This is a genomic window from Arthrobacter sp. TmtSoilC79 (assembly GCF_059739405.1).
This window is the reverse complement of the sequence record NZ_AP046051.1, coordinates 1,596,594-1,619,191: the sequence shown is the minus strand read 5'-3', so window position 1 is coordinate 1,619,191 and position 22,598 is coordinate 1,596,594. Positions and strand designations below refer to the sequence as shown.

The window sequence follows — 22,598 nt, the reverse complement described above, 5'->3', positions numbered from 1 at the left end:
GAAATGTCCTGTTTCATGGCGGATCTGAAGACTCGCCGCACTGCATCATGACCACAGGCCACACTCAATCTACCGTTGGGAAGGTGAGAAGAACACCGCTCGAACTGGCCGCTGTAGCAACCGCGGCGGTGCCTGGCCTGGCGCCGACGGCTACAGCCTTTTCCCCCGACGATGACGCCGACTTTGACTCGGCGTTGCTGCTCGATGCCGATGGGAAACGTTGGCGCGTCCGTTCGCCGCGCCATCCTGAGGCCAGCACCCGGTTGGAAACCGAGTTCATGGTGCTGCGCGCCTTCGCTCCTGCCATTCGTGCCGAGCTGCCCTTCCACGTGCCGACCGTGGCCGGCACCGTGCGCCAAGGCGCCTTGACCACCTTTGTCTACACCCACCTCCAGGGCGCCGTGCTCTCCATCGAAGAGCTCTCGGCCGGCAGTCCTGCCCTTGCCCGTGAGATTGGTGCGGCTCTGGCCGCCATCCACGATCTCCCGTTGACCTTGGTGACCAACGCCGACCTGCCAAGCTACTCTGCCAACGAATTCCGGCAGCGCAAGCTCAACGAACTGGACCAGGCCGCTACCACCGGCAAGATTCCGGCCACCTTGCTCCGGCGCTGGGAACACGCCCTTGAAGATGTGGCGTTGTGGCGGTTCAACACCTCAGTGGTCCATGGCGACCTCCACGAGGACAACCTCATGGTGCAGGACGATTCCGTCACGGCCCTGACAGGGTGGACCGACCTCCGTATTGGTGATCCAGCGGACGACTTTGCATGGTTGGTGGCGTCCAACGAAGCCTCATTCGTCGACGCCGTACTGAACCACTACACCCAGGCAAGGCGTGAGAAACCGGACATGCACCTGCTCCGCAGGGCAGCGCTGTTGGCCGAGTTCGCCCTGGCCCAGTATTTGGTCAAGGCAATGGCCGCCGGGCACCAGAGCATGACGGCGGAGGCGGAGTCAATGCTTCAGACGCTCTCGGATGACATTGATGAACAAGCGCGGCGTGACGAAGAAGCAGCAAGGGCCGCAGAGGATGAGGCGGCTGAAGCACAGGCTGCCGGTGCTCCGGCTGGTGCGATCCCTGCGGTCAGTGTTGCGGTGATTCCCGACGCCGGATCGCCGGTTACGGTGGCAGCTATACCACCTGCCGCGGAGCCGGGGACGGCGGCCGCCAGCGCATCGGCGCCCGTGGACGCCAGCAAGCCGGCACCGGCAGCGCCTGGGCCGACCGACGGCACCGAAACAGCGGACGACGCCGCGCAAGCGGGTGGGCTGCCCCCGACCGAAGGCCGCGTCTCATCGGGAACCAACGACCCGGATGACACGTCCACCGCCGCAATCAGCGTGGTGAACGTAACTCCGCTCCATACGGCCGATCGCTCCTAGAACACATCGGTCCTGAAACGCATCGGTCCTTGCCACTCCCACCGTTGATCTACCGACCCAGGCTGCCTGACTCCAACGCCGTGGCCACGATCTGTTCCAAGTCTTCGGCTGTGCCCAAATCGTGGGGCCGGACCACTGAGTCATCGGCTACGTAGTAGAACGCGGCGCTGACTTCCTCGAGGGGCACACCCTTCAGGCGCGCCCAAGCCAACCGGTAAACGGCCAGCTGCACGGCACGGGTCGCCAATTGCCGACCCGCAGGGCGTCGTCCGGTTTTCCAGTCGATCAGTTGCCAGCGGCCATCGGCGTCGCGGAATACGGCATCAATACGTCCTCGGACCACGACGTCGCCGATCCGCGTTTCCACTGGCACCTCGACGAAGGCGGGCGCGCGCTGGGCCCACTCGGACTTTTTAAATGCCGCCACCATGTCGTCCAAACCGTAGGCCTCGTCGATGTGGGAATCCGAGCCCGGGGCCTCGTCCAGGTCCAGCATGCCGGTAGTCCCGAAATACTCCTCAACCCACGCGTGGAAGGCCGTGCCTTTGCGGGCCGAAATGCCCGGTTCACGCGGCACCGGCCGGCGGAGCTGGGAAAGCACCGCACCCGGATCGGCGCCAAGGTCAACGAACAGTGATGCAGAGATATGGCTGGGAAGGTGGACGTCCTGTGTGGTCCGGCCCCGCTGTTGGCGGTCCAGGAGGAGTTCTGCCTCTTCAGACCATTTCGCCGCAGGGCCCGTGAGCCCAGGGACCTGGGCCTCACAAGAGGCATCGGCGAGATAGGCACGGACATTTGCTGCGGCCTGGTCCATGACGACCCGGCGCCCGGGAACCAACCTGAGGCGTGCGCCCGTCCGGGGGTCGACAGGACCTTCAAGGGGATCGTAAGGGAACCCTGCAACTTCAAGCGCGGCTGTCAGGGGGCTTTCCTCCGGGAGTGCTTCCTCGGCCACGGACCCAGGATGGACCACCGCTGACCCTGTTTGAACTGCAGAGGTTCCCCGGCCGCCGTCTGCGGCGACTCCAGCAGCTCCCGCGAGAGGCGCCAAGTCTGCAAGGAATGCGGACATCCCGGCCATTCCGGAACGCGAACCGTTCCAGGCAGCGCTGGATGCGCATAGGACGAATTTTGCCCGGGTATAGGCGACGTAGGCGAGCCGCCGTTCCTCGGCCTCACCGTGGTGCTGTACCTCGGACTTGAAATCTTTTTCCGCATCCAGCCACCCCTTCTGGTCAGGCTGGTCCAAGTCCCACTGCGGGAGGTCTGCACGGTCACCCCGCAAGGGCCATGGCAGGGCCGCAGCTCCACTGCTCCACCGTGAATCCCTGGTACTGGGGAACGATCCTGCGTTGAGGCCCGGAACGAAAACAACGTCCCACTCCAGCCCTTTCGAGGCATGGACGGTAAGCAGCTGCACGGCTTCCCGGTTGGTCTCCACGGGGGCGAGGTCCAATCCACCTTCTTCGGATGCCGCTGCCTCCAGCCATGACAGGAAAGCCAAGAGATCGACACGCTGGGATGTCTGCAGGAATCCCGCTGCGGCATCCTGGAATGCATCAAGGTTCCGCCGGGCCTGGTGGATAGTGGTTCCAGGCTTTGCAGCTACTTCGATATCCAGGAGCATGGCACGCTCAACCTCACCAAGGAGCGTAGTGAGGTCATCCCCGATGTATGTGCGCAGGGATCGCAGCTCCGAGGCCAGGAAGTCCAGCCGTTCCAGGGCGGTACTGCTCAGGGTACGGCCGTTCCTGGAGGTCCATCCGGGCTTTGGCAGGTAGTCAAGGGCCTCCACAAGGCTTGAGGCATCGGTGATATCGCTTTCAACCACCACCGATGCTGGTTCCTCGTTTTCATCCATGGGTTCAGAAGCCGTGCCAGGATTTGACCGGCGGCGGGCCAGGAAACGTGACCAGTCGTTAAAGGCCATCAAATCCGCCGGGCCAATGCGCCAGCGGGCCCCGGCCAGCAACCTCATCAAGGCATCGGACCGCCCGGGATCGGCCAGCACACGCAGGGTGGCCACAAGATCCACGATTTCCGGTGTGTCCAACAATCCGCCGAGACCGACGATCTCGTACGGAATTCCCTGCAGCTCGAATTCCCGGCGCAAGCACTCCATCTGTGCACGGCGGCGGCACAGGACGGCCATGGTCGGCTTGATGGGCGTGCCATCCTTCTCTTCCTCAAAGACGGTCCGTTGATAGCGGCGGACATCGCGGGCTATGGCCGCGGCTTCGTCCTCGTCGGTGCTGAATCGTCCAATCACCACACTTCCGTCGACTGCCGCCGGGCTCGGAACCAGCGGTGGGACGGAGACATCTCCCGCTGCATCCCGATCCCCCGCAGGGCCGTCCGTTGCAGCTGCCTTGTTCAAAGGTGCGGCGATGGTGTTGGCTGCCGCAAGGATGTTCCTTCCGTTCCGCCAGGCGGTGGTCAGGTACGAGGTTGGAGCCACTGAAAAGGTCTCGGCGCCATCCCCTGTACCCACGTGTTTGACGGGAAACTCCTGCACGAAGTGGAAAAGCTGTCCGGCTGAAGCCCCACGGAACCCATAAATGGACTGGTTGGGATCACCCACTGCAGTGACGGCGTGGCCCTGGCTGAAAAGACGCGAAAAAAGCACCAACTGGGCGTGGGAGGTGTCCTGGAATTCGTCCAGGAGAACCACTTTGTACCGGGCTCTCTCGGTGGTTGCTGCGAGAGGGATGTCGCTGGCGATCCGGGCAGCCAGGGCAACCAGGTCTCCGAAGTCAAGGACACCGCGTTGCCGCTTGGCTTCCTGGTAGCGCACCACCATGTCTGCCACACTGGCGCGGGTCCGGAGCATGGCGGAGAGTGAGGCAGCAGCCGTGGTGGGATTCTTGCTTGCTCCCGCCAGATAAGGAAGCTGTTCGAAGGTGGCCACGCGCTCCAGCACCCAGTTGCGCACTGTGCCGGGATCCTGAAGGTGTTCGGCGCACTCCCCCGCCAGTTGGATGACAGCGTTGACCAAGGTTGACTTGGCGGCGGTGAAATGCTCGAACTCTCCGTCGTAGGCTTCCACTACTTCGCTGGCCAGCTGCCAGGATTGGGCTCCGCCAAGCAGGACGACGTCCCGCTCGATGCCCAGCCGGAGTCCATAATCGGACACTATTCCGCTGGCGTAGGAATGGTAGGTGGAGACCTTGGGTTCGAGGTCGTCAGCCCCCAGCAGCCCCTCCGGGAATCCGATGCTGCCGTCATCTTCTGCTGCGATGCGCTGGAGGGTGGCCAGCTTGCTCCGGATCCGGCTGGCCAGTTCGCCGGCAGCCTTCCGTGTGAAAGTCACACCAAGCACTTCCTCCGGGCGGACCCACCCATTGGCGACCAGCCACACCACCCTGTCCGCCATGGTTGCGGTCTTGCCGGAGCCGGCTCCGGCGATCACCAATCGTGGGGACAGCGGAGAGGCGATGATGTCCGACTGTTCGGCAGTGGGATGGTTTTTCTCGCCAAGGATGTCAGCCAGTTCAGAGGGAGTGAACCGGGGCTCAGGAACAAACGCGCCGCCAATAGTGCCGGGTTGTGTAGCGGCAACTCCGTCCAGGACTTCGGTTGTCATTCGGTGACCTGCTTTCCTCTGGCGCACAACGGGCAAACATCCGGAAGGCGGCATCCATGGCCACCATGCCCGCTCTTGCCAGGATCATGACGTGCTTCGAAGGAGGCCCCTGCCATCAAGACAGCAGCCTCGTTGACCAGTTCTTCCGCCCAGTTCGCTGAAGGATCCAAGGGGTCCTGTTGCTGAACTGCCGGCGTCTTTGTCTTTGTTCCCAGGTGGGCCAGCACCGCGCCGCCCGGGGCAAAACCTTCATGTTCGGTGTTGGATCCGGAGTCGGTGGCTTCCTCTGAGGTTCCTGCGTCCTTGAAGGCTCCTCTTAGCACCGCTGCCTGATATGCACCCAATTGCGGGTGCCTGGCAACTTCTGCCTTGCCTGGTTGCCGCTTGCCGGTTTTGAGGTCCACCACAACAAGCCGGCCTTGGTCATCAACCTCCAGGCGGTCCACCTGACCCCGAAGCACAGCATGCCGGGTAAAGTCCGCTTCAGGATCTGCAGAGCCCGAAGCATCCAGGCAGACATCAGGAAGCTGGACTTCGAAGTCATGTTCCACAGCGAGCAAGCTGCGTCCCTCGCTGCGCATGACGAGGACGTATTGGGCCAATTTGCGCACCATTAGTTCCGCGCGTTGGAAGTCGAGCTTGCCCTCCCAGTTCTCTTTCATGCCAAGGGTTGGCCATCTGCGGACAAGTTCGGCTACGTACTCCGAACCAGAGGCCTCGGGCATTTCCTGGGCGATGCTGTGGACCAGAGTTCCGAGGCTGCGCGCGAAGTCGGTGGCGGCCTCGCCCCCGGCAGCCTGCACGAACCAGTCCAGCGGGGACTTATGGACAGCTTCAACCTTGGATGGGGACACGGACACGGTAGCCCCCGGGGGGACCACCGGCTCCCCCGAGCTCAGCGGGGCCAGGCCCCACCAGGTATCGGGGTTGGCACCGGGAACGGGCGGTTCTGAGCTGGCGAGCCGGGCCAGTATCCGCGCGGCTTCCTGGCTGGCCGCGCTTCCACCGGCTTCCCCCGTAGAGGAGGTGACCGCTTGTGCGTGCTGCCTCAGCTCGGCAACAAGGGCCCTGAGAGTCAGGGGACGCTCGACAAAGGTGTAGTCGCGTTTGTACTGCCCTGATTCCAAAGGGGCAACATAATCCAGGAAAGCCGAGGGCTGGTCATCCTCCGAGGACACCGCTGTGCAGATCAGGACCTCCCGGGCCCGGGAAACTGCCGTTGAGAAACTCCTGAGTTCGTCGTAACGGATGTCCCTGAGCCTGCTCAAGGGGCCCCGGCTGACGGCGTAGTCCACTCCATGCTCCACAGCGTCGGCGTACACGGTACTGCCGAGGAGTTCGCCGCGCAGCCGGGTATTCGGCCAGACGCCTTCCTGGAGACCGGCGACGATCACCACAGGCCATTCCCGGCCCGCAGCACTGGCTGGGGTCATGATTTCCACGCACGCCTCCAACTGGGCACGTGCGGCAAGAGTGTCCATGGGGAGTTCCTGGTTCAAGAGATAGTCCAGGAACTGCTCGGGACCGGATCCCGGCAATTGGTCCACAAAGCGTTCGGCGGTATGGAACAGTGCCATCATGGCGTCGAGGTCCCGATCGGCCCGTGCGCCGGCGTTGCCGCCCTCCAGCGCCATCTCGGCCCAGCGTGATGACAAACCGGTGGCCTGCCACAAAGCCCACAAGACCGACTCCGCGTTGGCGCCCGGCTCGGCTGCGGCCTTGGATCCTGCCGCAATCATGCGGGCAAGACGACGGGCCGAGCTGCCTTCGATTCCCAAGGACGCCAGGGCCCCGGGTTCCAGCAGTGCTTCGACCAGGAGGGCATCGCTGGACCTGCCGCCTCCACCCAGGAGTTCCTCGCGTCGCAACGATTGCCTGAGCCGGCGCAGTTCTATGGCAGTGGCCCCTCCAATGCGCGATGTCAGCAGCGACACGGCCGTTTCCGGAGACAGCTTGGCCGGGTCAAGGACAATCGCAAAGGCCTCCAGCAGCGGACGGACGGCCACCTCATCGCGGACAGCCGAGTCCGCCACCGGAACACGCACCGGTATTCCCTGGCCGCTGAGATAACGCTGCATCTGCGCAATCTGGCCGCCATTGCGCACGATCACGGCAATGTCACTGAACTCCCGCTGCTCCCTCAGTTGAGCTTCCAGGATCCGCTGGGCAACGTATCTCAGCTCATGGACGGCAGATGGCAGGACATGTCCTTCCACCCTGCCTTCACTGCCGGGGGCCTCTCCTGCGGTGTCCGGGCCAGGCGGCTGCTCCAGCCGCCTGGCAAGCTGGCCGCCGGAACGTTGGGAAATGCGTGCCGCAACACGTGTCCATGCTTCCGCTACCGAGGGCTTGTGCCGGTGGGTAAACCACAAAGGACGCTCGTGGACCACGCCCGGCATGCCTCCCAGCAGGGAAGGCAGTTCTGCCACAAGATCAGGACGGGCACCACGGAAGCCCTGCACCACAGTGTCCGGCGAGTAGGTGACCACCACGTCCTTTCCCTCGGCGACATCGGCCAGGAGTTCAAATACTGCAGGATTGGACTCCTGGGAATCGTCCACCAGGATCAGTTGGAGCCGGTCCCGTTCCGCAGCCAGGAATTCCGGCGAGTCCTGAAAGATCTGCCGCGCCGTGGTGATGATTCCCGCGGGGTCGAAGGCCTCGGGCATACGGAGGTCCAGGACGTCCCGGTATTCGCTGTACAGCTGGGCCGCGGCCATCCAATCAGGTCTTCCGCATTCGTAGGCGAGTCCCACCAGGTCCTCTGCAGTACGCCCGGACTCAATAATGCGGTCGAACAACTGGCGGATTTCGTGCCGGAAGCCCCGGGTGGGAAGGGCCGCGTTGAGATCCTCCGGCCAAGGCAATTCGAATCCCGAGCGGGAGTGCCCTTCAAGCAGCTCCTTGATGATGAGATCCTGTTCCGGACCGGAGAGGAGCTTTGGGGGCCGGGCCAGCGGTATGACGCCCTCGGCTTTGGCCCGCCGGATGACGTCGAACGCGTACGACGCCCAGGTGCGTGCCGGCGTCGTGCTGAGACTGCGGTCCAGCCGCCCGGTGAAGGTATCCCGCAGCGCGGCGGCGGCATGCCGTCCGGGGGCAAGTATCAGGATCCGTTCAGGATCCAGGCCGTCCTCCCGGACGCGGCGCACCGCCGATTCGACCAGCACGGTGGATTTTCCGGTTCCGGGACCACCGGGTACCAGCACAGGGCCACTGCCTTGCCGCAGGGAAACAACGGCACTTTGGTCCGGTGACAAAACGGGGGCCGCGTAGTGGGTCTCGCGCGGAGGCAGCAGGCGGAGAGCAGCTGGTGCTGGGCGGGTCTTGGCAGGAGTGGCGGTCACACAGTCATTTCATCATCGGGCACCGACAATTTATGGAGTTGACGCTCCAACTGGTCCGAGATCACATCCAGTTGATCAAAATCGGCCTCCCCTGGTGCCCATCGCGCCGTTGCAAGGTCAACGCGCCAACGGCCTTCTCCCGTCCTGGAGAAGGCCTCAAAGGCGCCATGCAGCGGCGTCGATTCTTCCAGGTAGTGCTTCAGTGCCTCGACTTCGTGCCCGGAGGGTGCCTCGCCGCTGGCCCGCAGGACGCGCCACCAGGCCACGGAGCTGCCGTAGTGGCTCATGACTGCCCCAACCTGTCGCGGCCCGCCGGCACCAAGAAGCTCTGCGACATCCCCGTAGGAAACCGCCGAACCGGGAGGAACGAGGTCCACAACGGCCAAAACCGCCGTCACATACTCCATCCGCATGTGTTCAGCGTAACGGCAGGAGTGTCGCGTCCAAAGACTGTCGGACCCAGCCGGTAGCTTGAAGACATGAGCTCCTGGAACACCCTCTCCCGCGCCGCATTCGACCTCGAGACCACCGGGAAGAACTCGCGGTCAGCCCGCATCGTCACCGCTTCGATCACCGTTGTCGATGACCACGGAGAACTCATTGCCGAGCACGAGTGGCTGGCTGACCCGGGCGTTGAGATTCCCCTTGAAGCCAGTGAAGTCCATGGCGTGTCCACGGAGAAGGCCAGGGCAGAAGGCCGTCCGGCGGCAGAAGTCACCCGTGAAGTTGCCGCGGTTCTCCAGGAACTTTTCGACGCCGGCACTCCCGTCATCGCTTTCAACGCCAGTTACGACTTCACCGTGCTGGCCGCTGAGTCTGCACGCTATGGAGTGCCGCAACTGAGCCGCTTCCCCGTGTTGGACCCCTATGTCATGAACAAACAAGTGGATCGCTACCGCAAGGGAAAGCGCACGCTGACTGCCCTGTGCGAGGAATACGGGGTTGACCTGACCAACGCCCACACCTCCGCAGCGGATGCGCTCGCCACCCTCCGCGTCCTGGATGCAATGGCCGGCAAGTTCCCCAAGCTGCAGATGCCTGCGTCCACACTCCACCAGTTGCAAGTAGACTGGGCCGCGTCCCAGGCCGCCGATTTCCAGCAGTATTTGCGGCGCAGCAAACCCACCGCAGTTATCGAGGGCGAGTGGCCGGTCCTGCCGCCTGAGGATGCGGGTCGGGGCGGCTTCTAACCAAAGCTTCCTCCCACGGGGTTGCATTCTGCGACGCATGTCACACGAAACAGCGGGAACCCCAAAGGCCACCCACTTCGCGTGCGGATTCCACACACCCACCGGCTGACGGAATAGTCCGGAACCCGAGGACTCACCCAAGGGAACTTTGTTCGGCCAAATCGATGGCGAGCAATCATTTGTTCGATTCACGCTGCCCCGGTGGGCGGGTGACATAATTAAGTTTGGCGGGTTGAAGTCTGCTAGGGCAGCCACCCTTCCTTTCGGTTGCCACATTCCCCGCCCACCGTGAAACGTCTTCGTGACCCGATGAAAGTGATTTCTTCATGAAATTCAAAGCCCCTAAGTGGCTGTCTGTTGCCCCCGTGGCCGCAGCCCTGGTGATTTCCCTGGCAGCTTGTGGCGGTGGAACTTCCGAGCCCAGCGGTTCGCCCACCGATGCGTTGGCCGGCAGCGACCAGAAGTCCCTGGACACGTTCACCACCGCCGAGGTAACCCCGCTGGACAAGATCGACAAGTCCAAGTTGGGCCTCATTACCGACGGCACCCTGCGCGTAGGCACCCTCTCCGATGCCCCGCCGAACATCTTTATTGACCCCTCGGGCAAATTCACCGGTTATGACAACGAGCTCCTCCGCGCCATCGGCGACAAGCTGGGCCTGAAGGTTGAGTTCGCATCCACCGACTTCTCCGCGTTGCTCTCCCAGGTGGGCAACAAGCAGTTCGACGTCGGATCCTCCTCGATCTCCACCACCGACGCCCGCCGTAAGACGGTCGGTTTCACCAACGGCTACGACTTCGGCTACATGGCCATCGTGACCAAGAGCGACTCCAAGGTGGGCGGCTTCGCCGACGTCAAGGAAGGCCTGCGCATCGGCGTCGTCCAGGGCACCGTCCAGGACGACTACATGACGAACACGCTCAAGATCGAACCTGTCCGTTTCCCTGACTACAACACCGTTTACGGCAACGTGAAGAACGGCCAGATCGACGCCTGGGTCGCCCCCTCCCAGCAGGCTGAAGGCCAGGTCAAGGAAGGCGACAACACCAAGATCGCCGAGAAGGTTGTCAACACCCAGAACTTCACCGCCTATGCAGTGAACAAGGACAACCAGCCGCTGATCGACGCCTTGAACTCCGGCTTGGATGCCGTCATTGCCGACGGCACCTGGGCCAAGCTCACAGCCGAGTGGTACAAGGACCGTCCGACTGCTGCCGAGCAGACCCCCCAGGGCTGGAAGCCGGGCAGCAAGGCCGTCCAGCTCCCCGCCAAGTAAACAAGGCGTTCCATGGATATCCTCAATCAACTTGCCGAGACCTTCTTTGACTGGGAGGCAATGGGCGAAGTCCTTCCCAAGATGTTCGCCGTCGGCCTGCCCAATACCATCGTCCTGGCTGTCGTCTCCGGCATCATCGGGACCGCGATCGGGATGCTGCTCGCCCTGATGGGGATTTCCCGGAACGCAGCAGCACGGTGGATAGCCCGCATTTACACGGACATTCTCCGCGGGCTTCCTCCGGTGCTGACCATTCTGGTGATCGGGTTCGGTTTCGGCCCCATCATTCGTGAACTGACGGGGTCCACCAGCCCCTACCCCATGGCTATCGCGGCGTTGTCGTTGATGTCCGGCGCGTACATCGGCGAGATCTTCCGCTCCGGCATCCAGAGTGTGGACAAGGGACAACTCGAAGCGACCCGTGCCCTCGGGTTCAGCTACGGCTCCTCCATGCGCCTGGTGGTAGTACCCCAGGGAATCCGCAGGGTACTTCCGGCCCTGGTAAACCAGTTCATTGCACTGATCAAGGAATCCTCACTGGTGTTCATGCTGGGCCTCCTGGCCACGGAACGCGAGATTTTCCAGATCGGCAAGGACGCCGCCGCCAACAGCGGAAACCTGTCCCCGTACGTTGCTGCCGCCATCTTCTACCTCGCGCTGACCATCCCGCTCACGCATTTTGTGAACTGGATCGACGCCCGCATGCGCTCCGGCAAGCCGGAGAAGAAGGAACCGGATGAGGCAGCAGCCGTGGTAGGAAAAGGAGCGCAGGCATGAGTGAATTCGCATCCGGCACATTAACTGCTAAGAACATCCACTTGTCCTTTGGCAGCAACCACGTGCTGCGGGGCATTGACCTGCACGTCGAGAAGGGCACCACGGCCTCCGTGATCGGCCCTTCCGGCTCAGGCAAGTCGACCCTTCTGCGCGTGATGAACCGCCTCATCGAACCCGACCAGGGCGACATCCTGCTGGACGGACGTTCTGTGCTCAAGGACAATCCGGACGAACTGCGTCGCCGGATCGGCATGGTGTTCCAGCAGTTCAACCTGTTCCCCCACAAGACCGTGGCTGAGAACATTTCGCTGGCGCTGCGCAAACTCCGTGGCATGTCCAAGGAGCAGGCGCGCGACGAGGCCCTGTCCCAACTGGACCTTGTGGGCCTGAAGCACAAGGCCGACTCGCGTCCGGCAAACCTTTCCGGTGGCCAGCAGCAGCGCGTGGCGATCGCCCGTGCCCTGGCCATGAAGCCGGAGGTGATGTTCTTTGACGAGGCCACCTCTGCGCTGGACCCGGAATTGGTCAAGGGCGTCCTTGCCCTCATGACCGACCTGGCCCAAGGCGGCATGACCATGGTGGTGGTAACCCACGAGATGGGCTTCTCGCGCAACGTCTCCGATGTGGTGACCTTCATGGACGCCGGCGTTGTGGTGGAATCCGGACCTCCGGAGCAGCTTTTCACCAATCCGCAAACGGAACGCCTGCAGGGCTTCCTGTCGGACGTCCTTTAGGCAAAAAAGCACCAGCCCAAAGAACCCCGTCTTCGTTGCGAAGACGGGGTTCTTTGCTGTGGCATTGGCCCTGCTGTGATCACAGCCCCCTGCAATCACTGCCCGGCTTCAATCACTGCCCGGCTTTGACCCGCAGCACGGTCAGGGCCGCGGCATCGACCTTGGCGCGGAACGAGGCATCTGCCTGGGCCTTCTTCACCACTGCCTGGTGCATGGCGGGAATACTCGCAGGATCCGCGCACACCAGCATGGTTCCGCCGGCACCAAAGAAGTTCAGGGCGCGGTCCGCATCCGACCAGGCTTCCAATTGCGCGGCGCTGCAGAGATCGTCCGAGAGGACGATTCCGGTGAAGCCGGCGTCTTTCCGCAGCATCGTGTCCATGACGGTTGGCGAAAAGGGTGCGATGTTTGCGGGGTCGATCTTGTCGTAGTAGGCGTTTGAAACCATGACCCACCGGGTGCCGGAGGAGATGGCGGCCTTGAAGGGCTCCAGGGCGGGATCCTGCCGAGTGGTGGAGGTGTCCCTGACATCACTGGTCACGTCCGTGTTGGGAACCACCTTCCCCAAACCGGGGAAGTGCTTCACTACAGGCGCTACGCCGGCATCTTTCATGCCATCGGCAAAGGCATTGCCGAGCGCCGAAACCGTTCCGGGCGCATAGCCGTATTCGCGTTGGAAGTGGCCGATGGGGGCGTTGGAAGGAGCAAATTCCGGGCTGGTGACAGTGTCCAGCACAGGGGCTAGATTGACGTTGATCCCGGCGCTCCGAAGCTCCTTGCCCCACACGGCAGCGTCAGCCCGGAGTTTTGCCTGCCCGGCCCCTGCCTGAACCAGGGCCGTTGGTATTGTTGAGAATCCCGGACCCGAAAGAACCTGGACATACCCGCCTTCCTGGTCGGTGGCTACGAAAAGCGGCACACCGCCAGTGGTCCCGGCGGAGACTGTGCCCGTCAGGGAAGACACCACGGAAGCGGTGGCGGCGCTGCCTGCTTTGCTGCGACCACTCAGATAGACATTGCCTGCGTGGTATTCCTTCAGTGCCTGCATGGTTCCCGGCTCAGCGCCGGTGGCTTTGGCTGCCACCATAAACAGCTGGCCCACTCTCTGCTCAAGGCTGAGCTTCGCCAACTGTTGCTCGGCAGCAGTGGGCGCACTCGTAGCGGGCGCGGCAGACGCTGTGGGAACGGCGGATGGCGCCGGTGTCGCCGTCGTGGTTCCTGGTGCCGGCGTTACCGGCCGGGGAGAACTTGGGGGCGGAGAAGCAGAGGTCGACGCCGTCCCTTCCGTTGGGGACGCCGCCGTGCTTCCGCTGCCGCTTGAGCAGCCGGACGCCAAGGCGAGCAAAGCTCCAGCCGTTGCGATGCTCACACCAAAAGATGCAAATGTCTGGGTCTTGCGCATGGTAAACCGTTAGTTCGTTGGGGGTGGGTTTCCACCTACGAGCCTACCCCGTGTGAAGACTGCGATGCCCCGGCCCTGTGCTTTTCCGCACGTGGCCGGGGCATCGGCGCCATATCAGGCAGTGGCGCCGGCAGCAGCCTGGGCGGCCGCCGGGAGGGCTTCGAAAATACGGTTCATCGCAGCGTCGTCGTGGGCGGCAGACAGGAACCAGGCCTCGAAGACCGAAGGCGGGAGGTAAACGCCCGAATCCAGCATGGAGTGGAAGAACGGCGCGTAGCGGAAGCTCTCCTGGGCCTGGGCGTCGTCATAGTTGTGCACGCCGTGGGCCGAGGTGCCAAAAGCAACCGAGAAGAGGTTTCCTGCCCGTTGGATGGAGTGGTCAACGCCGGCAGCATCCAGGGCTGAGGAAAGTGCCGCGGAGAGTTCAAGCGAGCGGGCATCGACGTAGGCGTAGACCTCGGGCGTCGCGTTGCTGAGCGTTGCCACACCGGCGGCCATGGCTACCGGGTTACCGGACAGTGTGCCTGCCTGGTACACCGGGCCAACCGGCGCGAGGTAGTCCATGACGTCGGCGCGGCCGCCCAGGGCCGCCGTCGGCATTCCGCCGCCGATGACCTTGCCGAAGGTGAGCAGGTCCGGCGCCCACCCTTCCTGGCGTCCGGTGAGGCCCCAGTAGCCCGAGTAGCCCGTACGGAAACCGGTGAGGACTTCGTCCACGATCAGGAGTGCACCGTATTCCTTGGTAATGCGGGACAGCCCTGCGTTGAAGCCCTCTCCCGGGGTGACGACGCCCATGTTGGCAGGAGCGGCTTCAGTAATGACGGCGGCAATGTTGTTGCCGTGGGTGGCGAAGGCAGCCTCTACGGCAGCGAGGTCGTTGTAGGGCAGAACCAGGGTTTCGGCCGCCGTCGCCGCAGTGACACCCGCCGAACCTGGGAGTGCCAGGGTTGCAACGCCGGAACCTGCCGCTGCCAGCAGTCCGTCCAAGTGACCGTGGTAGCAGCCTGCGAACTTGATGATGAGGTTCCGGCCGGTGAAGCCCCGTGCCAGGCGCACGGCGGTCATGGTGGCTTCAGTGCCGGTTGAGACCATGCGGAGACGCTCGACGGCGGACACCCGTTCCTTGACGATCTCGGCCAGGTTGGCCTCATCCGGTGTCGAAGCACCGAACGACAGTCCCCTGTCCACAGCTGCATGAACGGCCTCGAGCACGGCCGGGTGCGCATGGCCCAGCAGGGCAGGTCCCCAGGAACAGACCAGGTCCACGTACTCCTTGCCATCGGCATCGGTGAGGTAGGCGCCCTTGGCGGAAACCATGAACTTCGGGTTACCGCCTACGGATCCGAAGGCACGAACCGGGGAGTTCACGCCACCGGGCATCAGGGACCGGGCACGGTCGAACAGCTGATCGGAGACAGGGGTATTGGAAGTCATGGTTCCTATTCTTTCAGTGATTCAGGAGCAGCAGTGGTTGGCCGGGCACGCGCTAGTGGGAGGCCAGCAGCTCGGCGACCCTCGGGGCCACCTCGGTACCGTAAAGCTCGATGCAGCGCATCATGGACTGGTGGGGCAACGTCCCGTTGCTGTATTTGAGGTCGAAGCGGTCCACGCCCAGATTCCGTTTGAGCAGGACGATCTTTTGCGCCACGGTCTCCGGCGATCCGACGTACAGCGCGCCCTCGGGGCCGCACATGGCCTCGAATTCGCCCCGGTTGCCCGGACCCCAGCCGCGTTCGGCACCGATCCTGTTCCGCTGGTCGAGCCAGTGCGGGAAAAGCTCTTCCCGGGCACCTTCGTCGGTATCGGCAATATAACCGGGCGAATGCGTTGCGATCTGCCGCATGGGGTGGCCGTACTTTGCCATCGCTTCACGGTAAAGGTTCACCAAGGGGGCAAAGCGGCGGGGTTCTCCCCCGATGATGGCGAAAATGATCGGATAGCCATATTCCGCGCAACGGAGGACGGACTCCGGTGTTCCGCCCACACCAATCCAGGTGGGCAGCAGGTGATGCTGCAATTTGGGGTACACCTGCAGCCCATTGACGTTGGGACGGGTGCGGCCTTCCCAATGAACCGGCTTCTGAGCACGTACCTTGTCGAAAAGCTCCAGCTTTTCCTCGAAGAGAACTTCGTAGTCGGCCAGGTCAAGGCCGAACAGCGGGAAGGATTCAACAAACGAACCCCTGCCGAGCATTACCTCGGCCCTGCCGTTGGACAGCGCATCAACGGTGGAGAAACGCTGGAATACACGAATCGGATCATCCGAGCTCAGCACGGTGACAGCCGAGCCCAGCCGAATGCGGGAGGTCACAGCCGCGGCAGCTGCAAGGAAGACCTCCGGCGCTGACACTGCGAAGTCCCGGCGATGGTGCTCCCCTACCCCGAAGGCATGGATCCCGACGGCGTCCGCCAGCTTTGCTTCTTCGAGCAGTTCACGCAGGACCCGGGCGTGTTCCTTGGGATTCCCATCGGCGTCGACACCGGCGTCGCCGAAAGTATTCAAGCCCATGAGAATTTCGTTGGCCGGTACAGGCGCCACTGGATCCGGGGAAACAGCAGGGTCCGAAGACACTTCAGGGTCAGAGGGAACGGATGTCATCAGGACTCCTTCAGCCAGCCTGCGAGTTCGGAGGCCCAATAGGTCAGCACGGTATCGGCTCCGGCGCGCTTGATCCCCAGGACGGATTCGGTGATGGCACCGCGCCTGTCGATCCAGCCGTTGGCCGCAGCCGCTTCGATCATGGCGTACTCGCCGGAGATTTGGTAGGCCGAGACCGGCACCGGGCTCATCGCGGCCACGTCGGCCAGGATGTCCAGGTAGCTCATGGCAGGTTTGACCATCACCATGTCGGCACCTTCTTCAAGGTCAAGTTCAACTTCCAGGATGGCTTCCCGACGGTTGGCGGCGTCCATCTGGTAGGTCCTGCGATCGCCCTTGAGCTGGGAATCGACTGCCTCACGGAACGGTCCATAGAAGGCCGAAGCGTACTTGGCGGCATAGGCGAGGACCACGGTGTTCTTGTGGCCGGCTTCTTCCAAAGCCTGGCGGATCACGGCGATCTGGCCATCCATCATGCCCGACGGGCCCAGCACATGCGCCCCGGCATCGGCCTGGGCTACTGCCATCTGTCCGTAGATTTCCAGCGTGGCATCGTTGTCCACGTAGCCGGCGGCGTCGAGGACACCACAGTGGCCGTGATCGGTGAACTCATCCAGGCAAACGTCACCCATGATGACCAGGTCATCGCCCACCTCGGCCTTGACATCGCGGATGGCCTTGTTCAGGACGCCTTCCGGGTCAAGGGAAGCCGTGCCCTGGGCGTCGCGTACCGCTGGGATGCCGAACAGCATGATGCCGCCCACGCCGAGCTCCACTGCTTGGGCCGCAGCACGTTTCAGGGAGTCGGTGGTGTGCTGGACTACCCCCGGCATTGAGTTGATGGGGCTCGGTTCCGTGAGGCCTTCCCGGATGAATGCCGGGAGGATCAGGTCAGCCGGTGCCAGCCGGTTCTCCGCGGTAAGCCTGCGCATGGCAGGAGTTGTGCGCAGACGGCGGGGACGATGGTTCGGAAAGCTCATTGTGGGTTCCCTTCGTTGGCGAAAACAGATTCCAAGGCGGCCACGATGCCGCCCGGAGTTGGTTCTTTGGCGGTGGCAGCTACGGTGAGGCCCAGGCGGGTGGCTTCAGCCGCCGTCGGACGCCCTATGGCTACCAGCCGGCATCTGCCCAGCGGCAGCAAGGTCTCAGCAATGCGCCGCGCGGCGCTGGGTGAGGCCGCCACCACTGCGTCCACAGCCCCGGCCTGGAGGGCATCCCGGGCCTCTTCCGGGTTGAGCGTCGGCGGCAGTTTGTTACCGGAAATCCCGACGACGTCCGGCAGTTCCGCTTCGAGGCGGAGTTCCGCCCGGGCCGGGTAGTCCACTGTGTGGTAGGCGACGGCCGCGGTGACGTCCGCGCCTTTGGAGGCCAGGCCTTCGCGCAGCCCAGGTGCTGCGATGTCGGCTTGGGGCAGGAGCACCCGGGACGGCCCCGGTTCCCACAGTTCCACCAGACCATCGGCGGACTGCTGCCCGGCAGGCGCAAGATGAACCGTGAGGCCGATGGATTCGAGCATGCGGACCGAGGTGGGCCCAATGGTGGCCACCCTGGTAGTGGCAGGGACCAAGCCTGCCGGCGTCGTTCCCCTCTGGGCAGCTTTTTCGAGGAGGACTTTGGCGCTGGTGATGCTGCTGATCACCAGCCAGTCGAAGTCACCCGCGGCCAGGCGGTCAAAAACGGAGTCCAGGGCCCGCTGGTCCTTGGCACGCTCGAAATCGATCAGTGGCAAAACCAAGGGGGCGGCGCCGCGGCTGTGCAGGAGTGAGGCCAGGTCCCTGGCCCGGTCGGCGCTCCTGGTAATCAGGATGCGCCGACCGCTCAATCCTTGGGGATCATGCTGTTCAGGATGCGGCAAGGTCCGCGATCTCCGCGGCACCGGCAGCGAGCAAAAGCTCAGCCACTTCGATGCCGAGCAACGTGGCGCCCACTTCCGTGAGCCCATCGGTGGCTTTCTTCTCCCGCACGGTCTTGGTACCGTCCACCGCGCAGACCACTGCTTCAAGGTGCAGCATGCTGCCCTTGCGGAAAGCGTAAGCACCTACAGGAGCAGCGCACCCCGCTTCGAGCCTGGCAAGCACGGCACGCTCGGCGGTAACGGCCAAACGGGTGTCGTCGTCGTCCAACGCGGCAAGCGCCTGGGCCAGGACTCCGCTCGAGCCGTCAGCGGACCCGTCCTGGCGCGGAGCGTCATCGGTGCGGCATTCAATGGCCAGCGCACCCTGACCGGGCGCGGGGAGCATCACGGTGGTGTCGAAGAACTCGCTGACCGTGTCCAGCCGGCCCATGCGTTCCAAACCTGCAGCTGCCAACACCACGGCATCAAGGTCACAGGACTTGCCCGGCACTACTTCCTCCGTGAGGTTTCCCGGCAAGCCGGGAACCCTGCCGAGGCGGGTATCGACGTTGCCGCGGATGTCCAGGACTTCGATATCCGGCCGCGCTGCCCGGAGCTGGGCCGCACGGCGCGGTGAACCCGTGCCCACCTTGGCCCCGCCGGGCAACTCGGAGAGTGTCATCCCCTCGCGTGCACACAGAACATCGCGGACATCCACCCGTTGAGGTGTTGCGGCGATACTCAGTCCCAGGGCTGCCCCCGTGGGCAGGTCCTTGAGGGAGTGGACGGCGACATCGCACGTCTCGGCCAGCAAGGCGTCACGCAAGGCCGCAACAAACACGCCCGTTCCGCCCATCTGGGACAGGGAACCTGTCTTGACGTCGCCCTCGGTCTTGATGTGGACCAGTTCCACCGGGAACCCGCCAACAGCGGCCAGCTTGTCTGCCGTTTGCTGCGTCTGCGTCAAAGCCAGCTTGCTGGCCCTGGTGCCGATGCGTACGGTCACTTGGCGGCCTCCGCTGCAGGATAGGCGTCATGGCCAAGACCCACAGTGGTTCCGACTTCTGAAATAACCGGCTTCGCGCCGCGGAAGTTCTCGCAGCAGTTGGGGCGGCAGACGTCGTACCAGGGTCCGAGGTCCGTCACGTGGGGACGCTCGGCGATGTTGTTTTCCACCGTGCGTTCGCAGATCAGGTCAACCAGGCCGGACACGAAGGCGGCATGGGTTCCCGGAGTGGGAACGCGCGTGGCTTCGATGTCCAGGTTCTTGCAGGTTTCCAGCGCTTCGGTGTCAAGATCCCAGGCAACTTCCATGTGATCACTGACGAAGCCCAGCGGAACGATGACAACACCGCGAACACCTGCAGGGGCGATTTCCTCGAGGTGGTCATTGATGTCCGGTTCGAGCCAGGGGATGTGCGGGGCACCGGAACGGGACTGGTACACCAGGTCCCAGGCAACGTTGGGAGCCACAGCATCCATGATGGCCTGGGCATTGGCCAAGTGCTGGGCAGCATAAGCCGAACCTTCGGCAAATTCGCGCGGCTCGTCCTCGGACCGGCCTGCCGCCTCGGCGTCCCGCGTGGGGATGGAGTGGGTTGCGAACAGGACGCGGATTTTCGAATCCGGATCATCCTCGCCGGCCGCAGCGAGTTTGCCACGGATCTCTTCCAAGCCCGCTGCAGTACCTTCCAGGAAGGGCTGGACTACGCCGGGGTGGTCGAAGTACTGGCGGATCTTGTCCACCTGCAGCTTGCCGTCCAGCCCGGTTTCCGTCAGGGCAACGCCGATGTCTTCGCGGTACTGGCGGCAGCTGGAGTAACAGGAGTAGATGCTGGTGGTGAGCATCAGGAGCCGGCGGTGTCCGGCGTCGTAGGCGTCCTGGAGGACCGGGGCGATGTACGGATCCCAGTTCCGGTTTCCCCAGAGGACCGGCAGTTCAATACCGCGGCGGGCCAGCTCGGCTTCGATGGCAGCCTTCAGTTCGCGGTTTTGCTGGTTGATGGGGCTGATGCCACCAAAGGCGCGGTAGTGGTGCGAGACCTCTTCGAGCCGCTCATCCGGGATGCCCCGGCCACGGGTGACGTTGCGTAGGAACGGAATGACGTCATCCTGGCCTTCGGGACCACCGAAGGACGCCAGCAGCACGGCGTCGTATCGCTTGGGCTCCTGGCGCCCACGCTCGGTGACAGCGTTCGGTGCTGTGGAGATAACGGGCTGGTTCATGCGAGCACCTCGGCAATCTCGGCAGCCGTCACGCGGCGGCCGGTGTAGAAGGGGACCTCTTCGCGAACGTGATGGCGTGCCTCGGTGGCCCGCAGGTGGCGCATCAAATCCACCAGGTCCACCAGCTCCGGTGCCTCGAGGCCAAGGATCCATTCCCAGTCGCCGAGCGCGAAGGAGGAAACGGTGTTGGAGATGACCTGCGGGAATTCGCGTCCCAGCAGGCCATGGTCGCGGAGCATCTTGCCGCGCTCGTCCGTCGGGAGCAGGTACCACTCGTACGAGCGTACAAATGGGTAGACGCAGAGCCAGGTACTCGGCTCGACGCCACGGGCGTAGGCGGGTACGTGGCTCTTGGAGAACTCAGCTTCGCGGTGTACGCCCATGGCGGACCAGACGATCTCTGTTCCGGCGAAGAGCTTGCTGCGGCGGATGGAGCGGACGGCGGACTGCAGGTCCTCGGGCTTGGGGCCATGGAGCCACACCATGATGTCGGCGTCGGAGCGCATCGCCGAGACGTCGTAGCTGCCGCGCAGGATCACGTCGCCCTCCGCGAGCTTCTCCGCAAGGGCTTCGAATTCCTGGGCAGCATCGCCGCTGCGCAGGACGTCGGCCGAGCGCTTGAAGACCGTCCACAGCGTGTAGAACTGTTCTTCGGTTTCAGCAGTTTTAGTGACAGATTCGGCAGAAGTGTGGCTCATGGTTCAAGTTTGCCCCGTGCCGGCCCCTAAGTCGAAACGGATCAGTTCTACAACGCGTAGAAGTGAGGTAAATCACATACCAGTGGGCTCGCGGGAGGTTGCAGCAGCCACTTGGGACCTCGTGTCGGCCACCACCGCTGCCAGGCCATTGCCCGCCAACCAGCCCCCAACTACCGTCAAGCCATCCACAGCAGCGCAGATCGCGCGCACCTGCCCGACGCGCTGTTTATGACCGACGGCGGCGAACGGCAAAGCACCAGCCCATCGCACCACGTCCCAGTCCACAATGTCGGCACGCACAACCGGCACCGTCAAGAGTGCAGAGGCGTCCTCCAAGGCCGCAGCCAGGAGCGATTCGTCATCCATGACGATGTCTGCTCCCCCACCCGCTTCTTCACGCCGGCCATAGGAGAGCCGCAGCACGTGGGTCCCCGGACCGGCCTCGCCGGCCAACCAGTCCCATTTGGCTGTTGCATGGGTCAGCGCCTTCGCTTTAATGCCGGGAGTCTGCGGCGCCACCAGGATGCCCGTACCGCGGGGCCTGCCATCAAGCTCAGGCAGGTCCACCACCATCGTCACCAGGCTCACCAAAGGTCCGGGGGCAGGCCGCAACGCGGACAGCTCCGGCATGGACGGCTCCAGAAGCCCAACAGCAGAAGGGCCGTCGAGCGCCACCACCAGCCGGCCGGCGTCGTAAGTGGAACCGCCGGCCGTTACCTGCCATCCATCCTGGGTCTTCGCCACAGCGTCAGCGCGCCGACCGGTCAACAACGCGACGCCGCGCACGCGCAGCTCTTCCACGAGTGCAGCCACCAGGGTGTTCATGCCGCCCTTCAAGCCCGCGACGGCGGACCCCGCCTTGGCAGGGCCGGAAACGGATCCGGCAGCGGCCTTGCGCTGCGCCGAAACGGCGGCAGCCAGCGAGCCATGCTTCCGGATCCCTGCCCTCAGGCCAGGTGCAACCATGTCGACGTCCAGGAGACCGGGATCGGCCGAGTGGACACCTCCAACCACTGGGGATACCAACCGCTCAAGAACCCTTTTGCCCATGCGTTTCCGAACCAGAGCAGAAACACTGGTGACCTCCGAGGAGGTGCCAACAGAGGCAGGAAGCCAACGGTCAAGCGCCGCCCGCACCGCTCCCGCCAGACCCAGGGAGCGGCGGACTTCCGGATCCCAGGGATTGGCCGGAATGCCCAGGACTCCGGTCTTGGGTAGTTCCTGCGGCCCATCGGGCAGTTGGACCCACGCACCTCCAGGGTGCGGGGCCACGATCATGTCCGCCAGGCCAAGCTCGCGGGCCAGGCCCGCAACAGCCGGGGAACGGGTGGCGAAGGATTCCGCGCCACTGTCCAGCTTCAGCCCGGCCACAACATGGCTTCCCACGCAGCCACCCCAGGCGGGGCCGGCCTCAAGGACGGTGACGGCAAAGCCCGACATGGCAAGCTCCCGGGCCGCGATCAGTCCCGAAATGCCACCGCCCACCACAAGGGCTGCCGGTGCGTCCGATGCCATTCCGGGCGTAGGGTGCCCCCCGCGCATTGGC

The 22,598-nt window shown here is 63.9% G+C and carries 18 protein-coding genes; 6 read left to right on the top strand and 12 right to left on the bottom strand.

The window, feature by feature from the left end; genetic code table 11:
• Positions 1-83 precede the first annotated feature (83 nt).
• Positions 84-1,385, top strand: a complete 1,302-nt coding sequence (locus AC6JA3_RS07555; RefSeq protein ID WP_035760484.1) for a phosphotransferase — start codon at positions 84-86, stop codon at positions 1,383-1,385.
• A 49-nt stretch (positions 1,386-1,434) separates the two neighbouring features.
• On the opposite strand, the gene AC6JA3_RS07550 is transcribed toward AC6JA3_RS07555, so the two are convergent.
• Genes AC6JA3_RS07550 through AC6JA3_RS07540 form a run of 3 tightly spaced genes read right to left on the bottom strand, consistent with a single transcriptional unit; the run spans position 1,435 to position 8,728 of the window.
• The gene (locus tag AC6JA3_RS07550; protein WP_026540008.1) at positions 1,435-4,968 is read right to left on the bottom strand and encodes an ATP-dependent helicase; all 3,534 of its coding nucleotides are present in this window, start codon (positions 4,966-4,968) and stop codon (positions 1,435-1,437) included.
• Positions 4,965-8,315: an ATP-dependent helicase gene (locus tag AC6JA3_RS07545; protein ID WP_026540007.1), complete on the bottom strand. Its 3,351-nt coding sequence runs from the start codon at positions 8,313-8,315 to the stop codon at positions 4,965-4,967. Before AC6JA3_RS07545 ends, AC6JA3_RS07550 begins: the two co-directional genes overlap by 4 nt.
• Positions 8,312-8,728, bottom strand: coding sequence for an MGMT family protein (locus tag AC6JA3_RS07540; RefSeq protein WP_026540006.1), 417 nt, complete (start codon positions 8,726-8,728; stop codon positions 8,312-8,314). Before AC6JA3_RS07540 ends, AC6JA3_RS07545 begins: the two co-directional genes overlap by 4 nt.
• 66 nt (positions 8,729-8,794) lie before the next feature.
• Here AC6JA3_RS07540 and AC6JA3_RS07535 point away from each other — a divergent pair, with 66 nt between their 5' ends.
• From AC6JA3_RS07535 to AC6JA3_RS07520, 4 genes are all read left to right on the top strand, one after another.
• Positions 8,795-9,505, top strand: a complete 711-nt coding sequence (locus AC6JA3_RS07535; RefSeq protein WP_026540005.1) for a 3'-5' exonuclease — start codon at positions 8,795-8,797, stop codon at positions 9,503-9,505.
• Positions 9,506-9,831: 326 nt separating this feature from the next.
• Positions 9,832-10,782 (top strand): ABC transporter substrate-binding protein, encoded by a 951-nt coding sequence (locus AC6JA3_RS07530; protein ID WP_026540004.1) that lies wholly within the window; start codon positions 9,832-9,834, stop codon positions 10,780-10,782.
• 12 nt (positions 10,783-10,794) lie between these two features.
• Positions 10,795-11,559: an amino acid ABC transporter permease gene (locus AC6JA3_RS07525; RefSeq protein ID WP_026540003.1), complete on the top strand. Its 765-nt coding sequence runs from the start codon at positions 10,795-10,797 to the stop codon at positions 11,557-11,559.
• On the top strand, positions 11,556-12,293 hold the full coding sequence (locus tag AC6JA3_RS07520; RefSeq protein WP_026540002.1) for an amino acid ABC transporter ATP-binding protein: 738 nt from the start codon (positions 11,556-11,558) through the stop codon (positions 12,291-12,293). The genes AC6JA3_RS07525 and AC6JA3_RS07520 overlap by 4 nt, the downstream gene beginning before the upstream one ends.
• 112 nt (positions 12,294-12,405) lie before the next feature.
• On the opposite strand, the gene AC6JA3_RS07515 is transcribed toward AC6JA3_RS07520, so the two are convergent.
• A complete protein-coding gene (locus tag AC6JA3_RS07515; protein WP_026546187.1) occupies positions 12,406-13,395 on the bottom strand; it encodes a glycoside hydrolase family 3 N-terminal domain-containing protein in 990 nt (329 codons plus the stop codon).
• A gap of 43 nt (positions 13,396-13,438) precedes the next feature.
• On the opposite strand from AC6JA3_RS07515, the gene AC6JA3_RS07510 reads away from it, so the two are divergent.
• Positions 13,439-13,708 (top strand): hypothetical protein, encoded by a 270-nt coding sequence (locus AC6JA3_RS07510; protein WP_026546188.1) that lies wholly within the window; start codon positions 13,439-13,441, stop codon positions 13,706-13,708.
• A 101-nt stretch (positions 13,709-13,809) separates the two neighbouring features.
• Here the strand turns inward: AC6JA3_RS07510 and hemL are convergent, their stop codons facing one another.
• From hemL to hemG, 8 genes are all read right to left on the bottom strand, one after another.
• Positions 13,810-15,129, bottom strand: coding sequence for a glutamate-1-semialdehyde 2,1-aminomutase (gene hemL, locus AC6JA3_RS07505; RefSeq protein WP_026540000.1), 1,320 nt, complete (start codon positions 15,127-15,129; stop codon positions 13,810-13,812).
• A 52-nt stretch (positions 15,130-15,181) separates the two neighbouring features.
• Positions 15,182-16,294 (bottom strand): LLM class flavin-dependent oxidoreductase, encoded by a 1,113-nt coding sequence (locus tag AC6JA3_RS07500; protein ID WP_051421463.1) that lies wholly within the window; start codon positions 16,292-16,294, stop codon positions 15,182-15,184.
• On the bottom strand, positions 16,294-17,274 hold the full coding sequence (gene hemB, locus AC6JA3_RS07495) for a porphobilinogen synthase (protein ID WP_026539998.1): 981 nt from the start codon (positions 17,272-17,274) through the stop codon (positions 16,294-16,296). The genes AC6JA3_RS07500 and hemB overlap by 1 nt, the downstream gene beginning before the upstream one ends.
• Complete coding sequence (locus tag AC6JA3_RS07490; RefSeq protein ID WP_497920057.1) at positions 17,271-18,149, bottom strand: uroporphyrinogen-III synthase; 879 nt, start codon at positions 18,147-18,149, stop codon at positions 17,271-17,273. The genes hemB and AC6JA3_RS07490 overlap by 4 nt, the downstream gene beginning before the upstream one ends.
• Complete coding sequence (gene hemC, locus AC6JA3_RS07485) at positions 18,136-19,134, bottom strand: hydroxymethylbilane synthase (protein WP_026546192.1); 999 nt, start codon at positions 19,132-19,134, stop codon at positions 18,136-18,138. The genes AC6JA3_RS07490 and hemC overlap by 14 nt, the downstream gene beginning before the upstream one ends.
• Complete coding sequence (locus tag AC6JA3_RS07480) at positions 19,131-20,354, bottom strand: ferrochelatase (protein WP_026539995.1); 1,224 nt, start codon at positions 20,352-20,354, stop codon at positions 19,131-19,133. Before AC6JA3_RS07480 ends, hemC begins: the two co-directional genes overlap by 4 nt.
• Complete coding sequence (gene hemQ, locus AC6JA3_RS07475) at positions 20,351-21,052, bottom strand: hydrogen peroxide-dependent heme synthase (protein WP_026539994.1); 702 nt, start codon at positions 21,050-21,052, stop codon at positions 20,351-20,353. The genes AC6JA3_RS07480 and hemQ overlap by 4 nt, the downstream gene beginning before the upstream one ends.
• A gap of 72 nt (positions 21,053-21,124) precedes the next feature.
• The gene (hemG, locus tag AC6JA3_RS07470) at positions 21,125-22,594 is read right to left on the bottom strand and encodes a protoporphyrinogen oxidase (protein WP_431768463.1); all 1,470 of its coding nucleotides are present in this window, start codon (positions 22,592-22,594) and stop codon (positions 21,125-21,127) included.
• Positions 22,595-22,598: the final 4 nt, after the last annotated feature.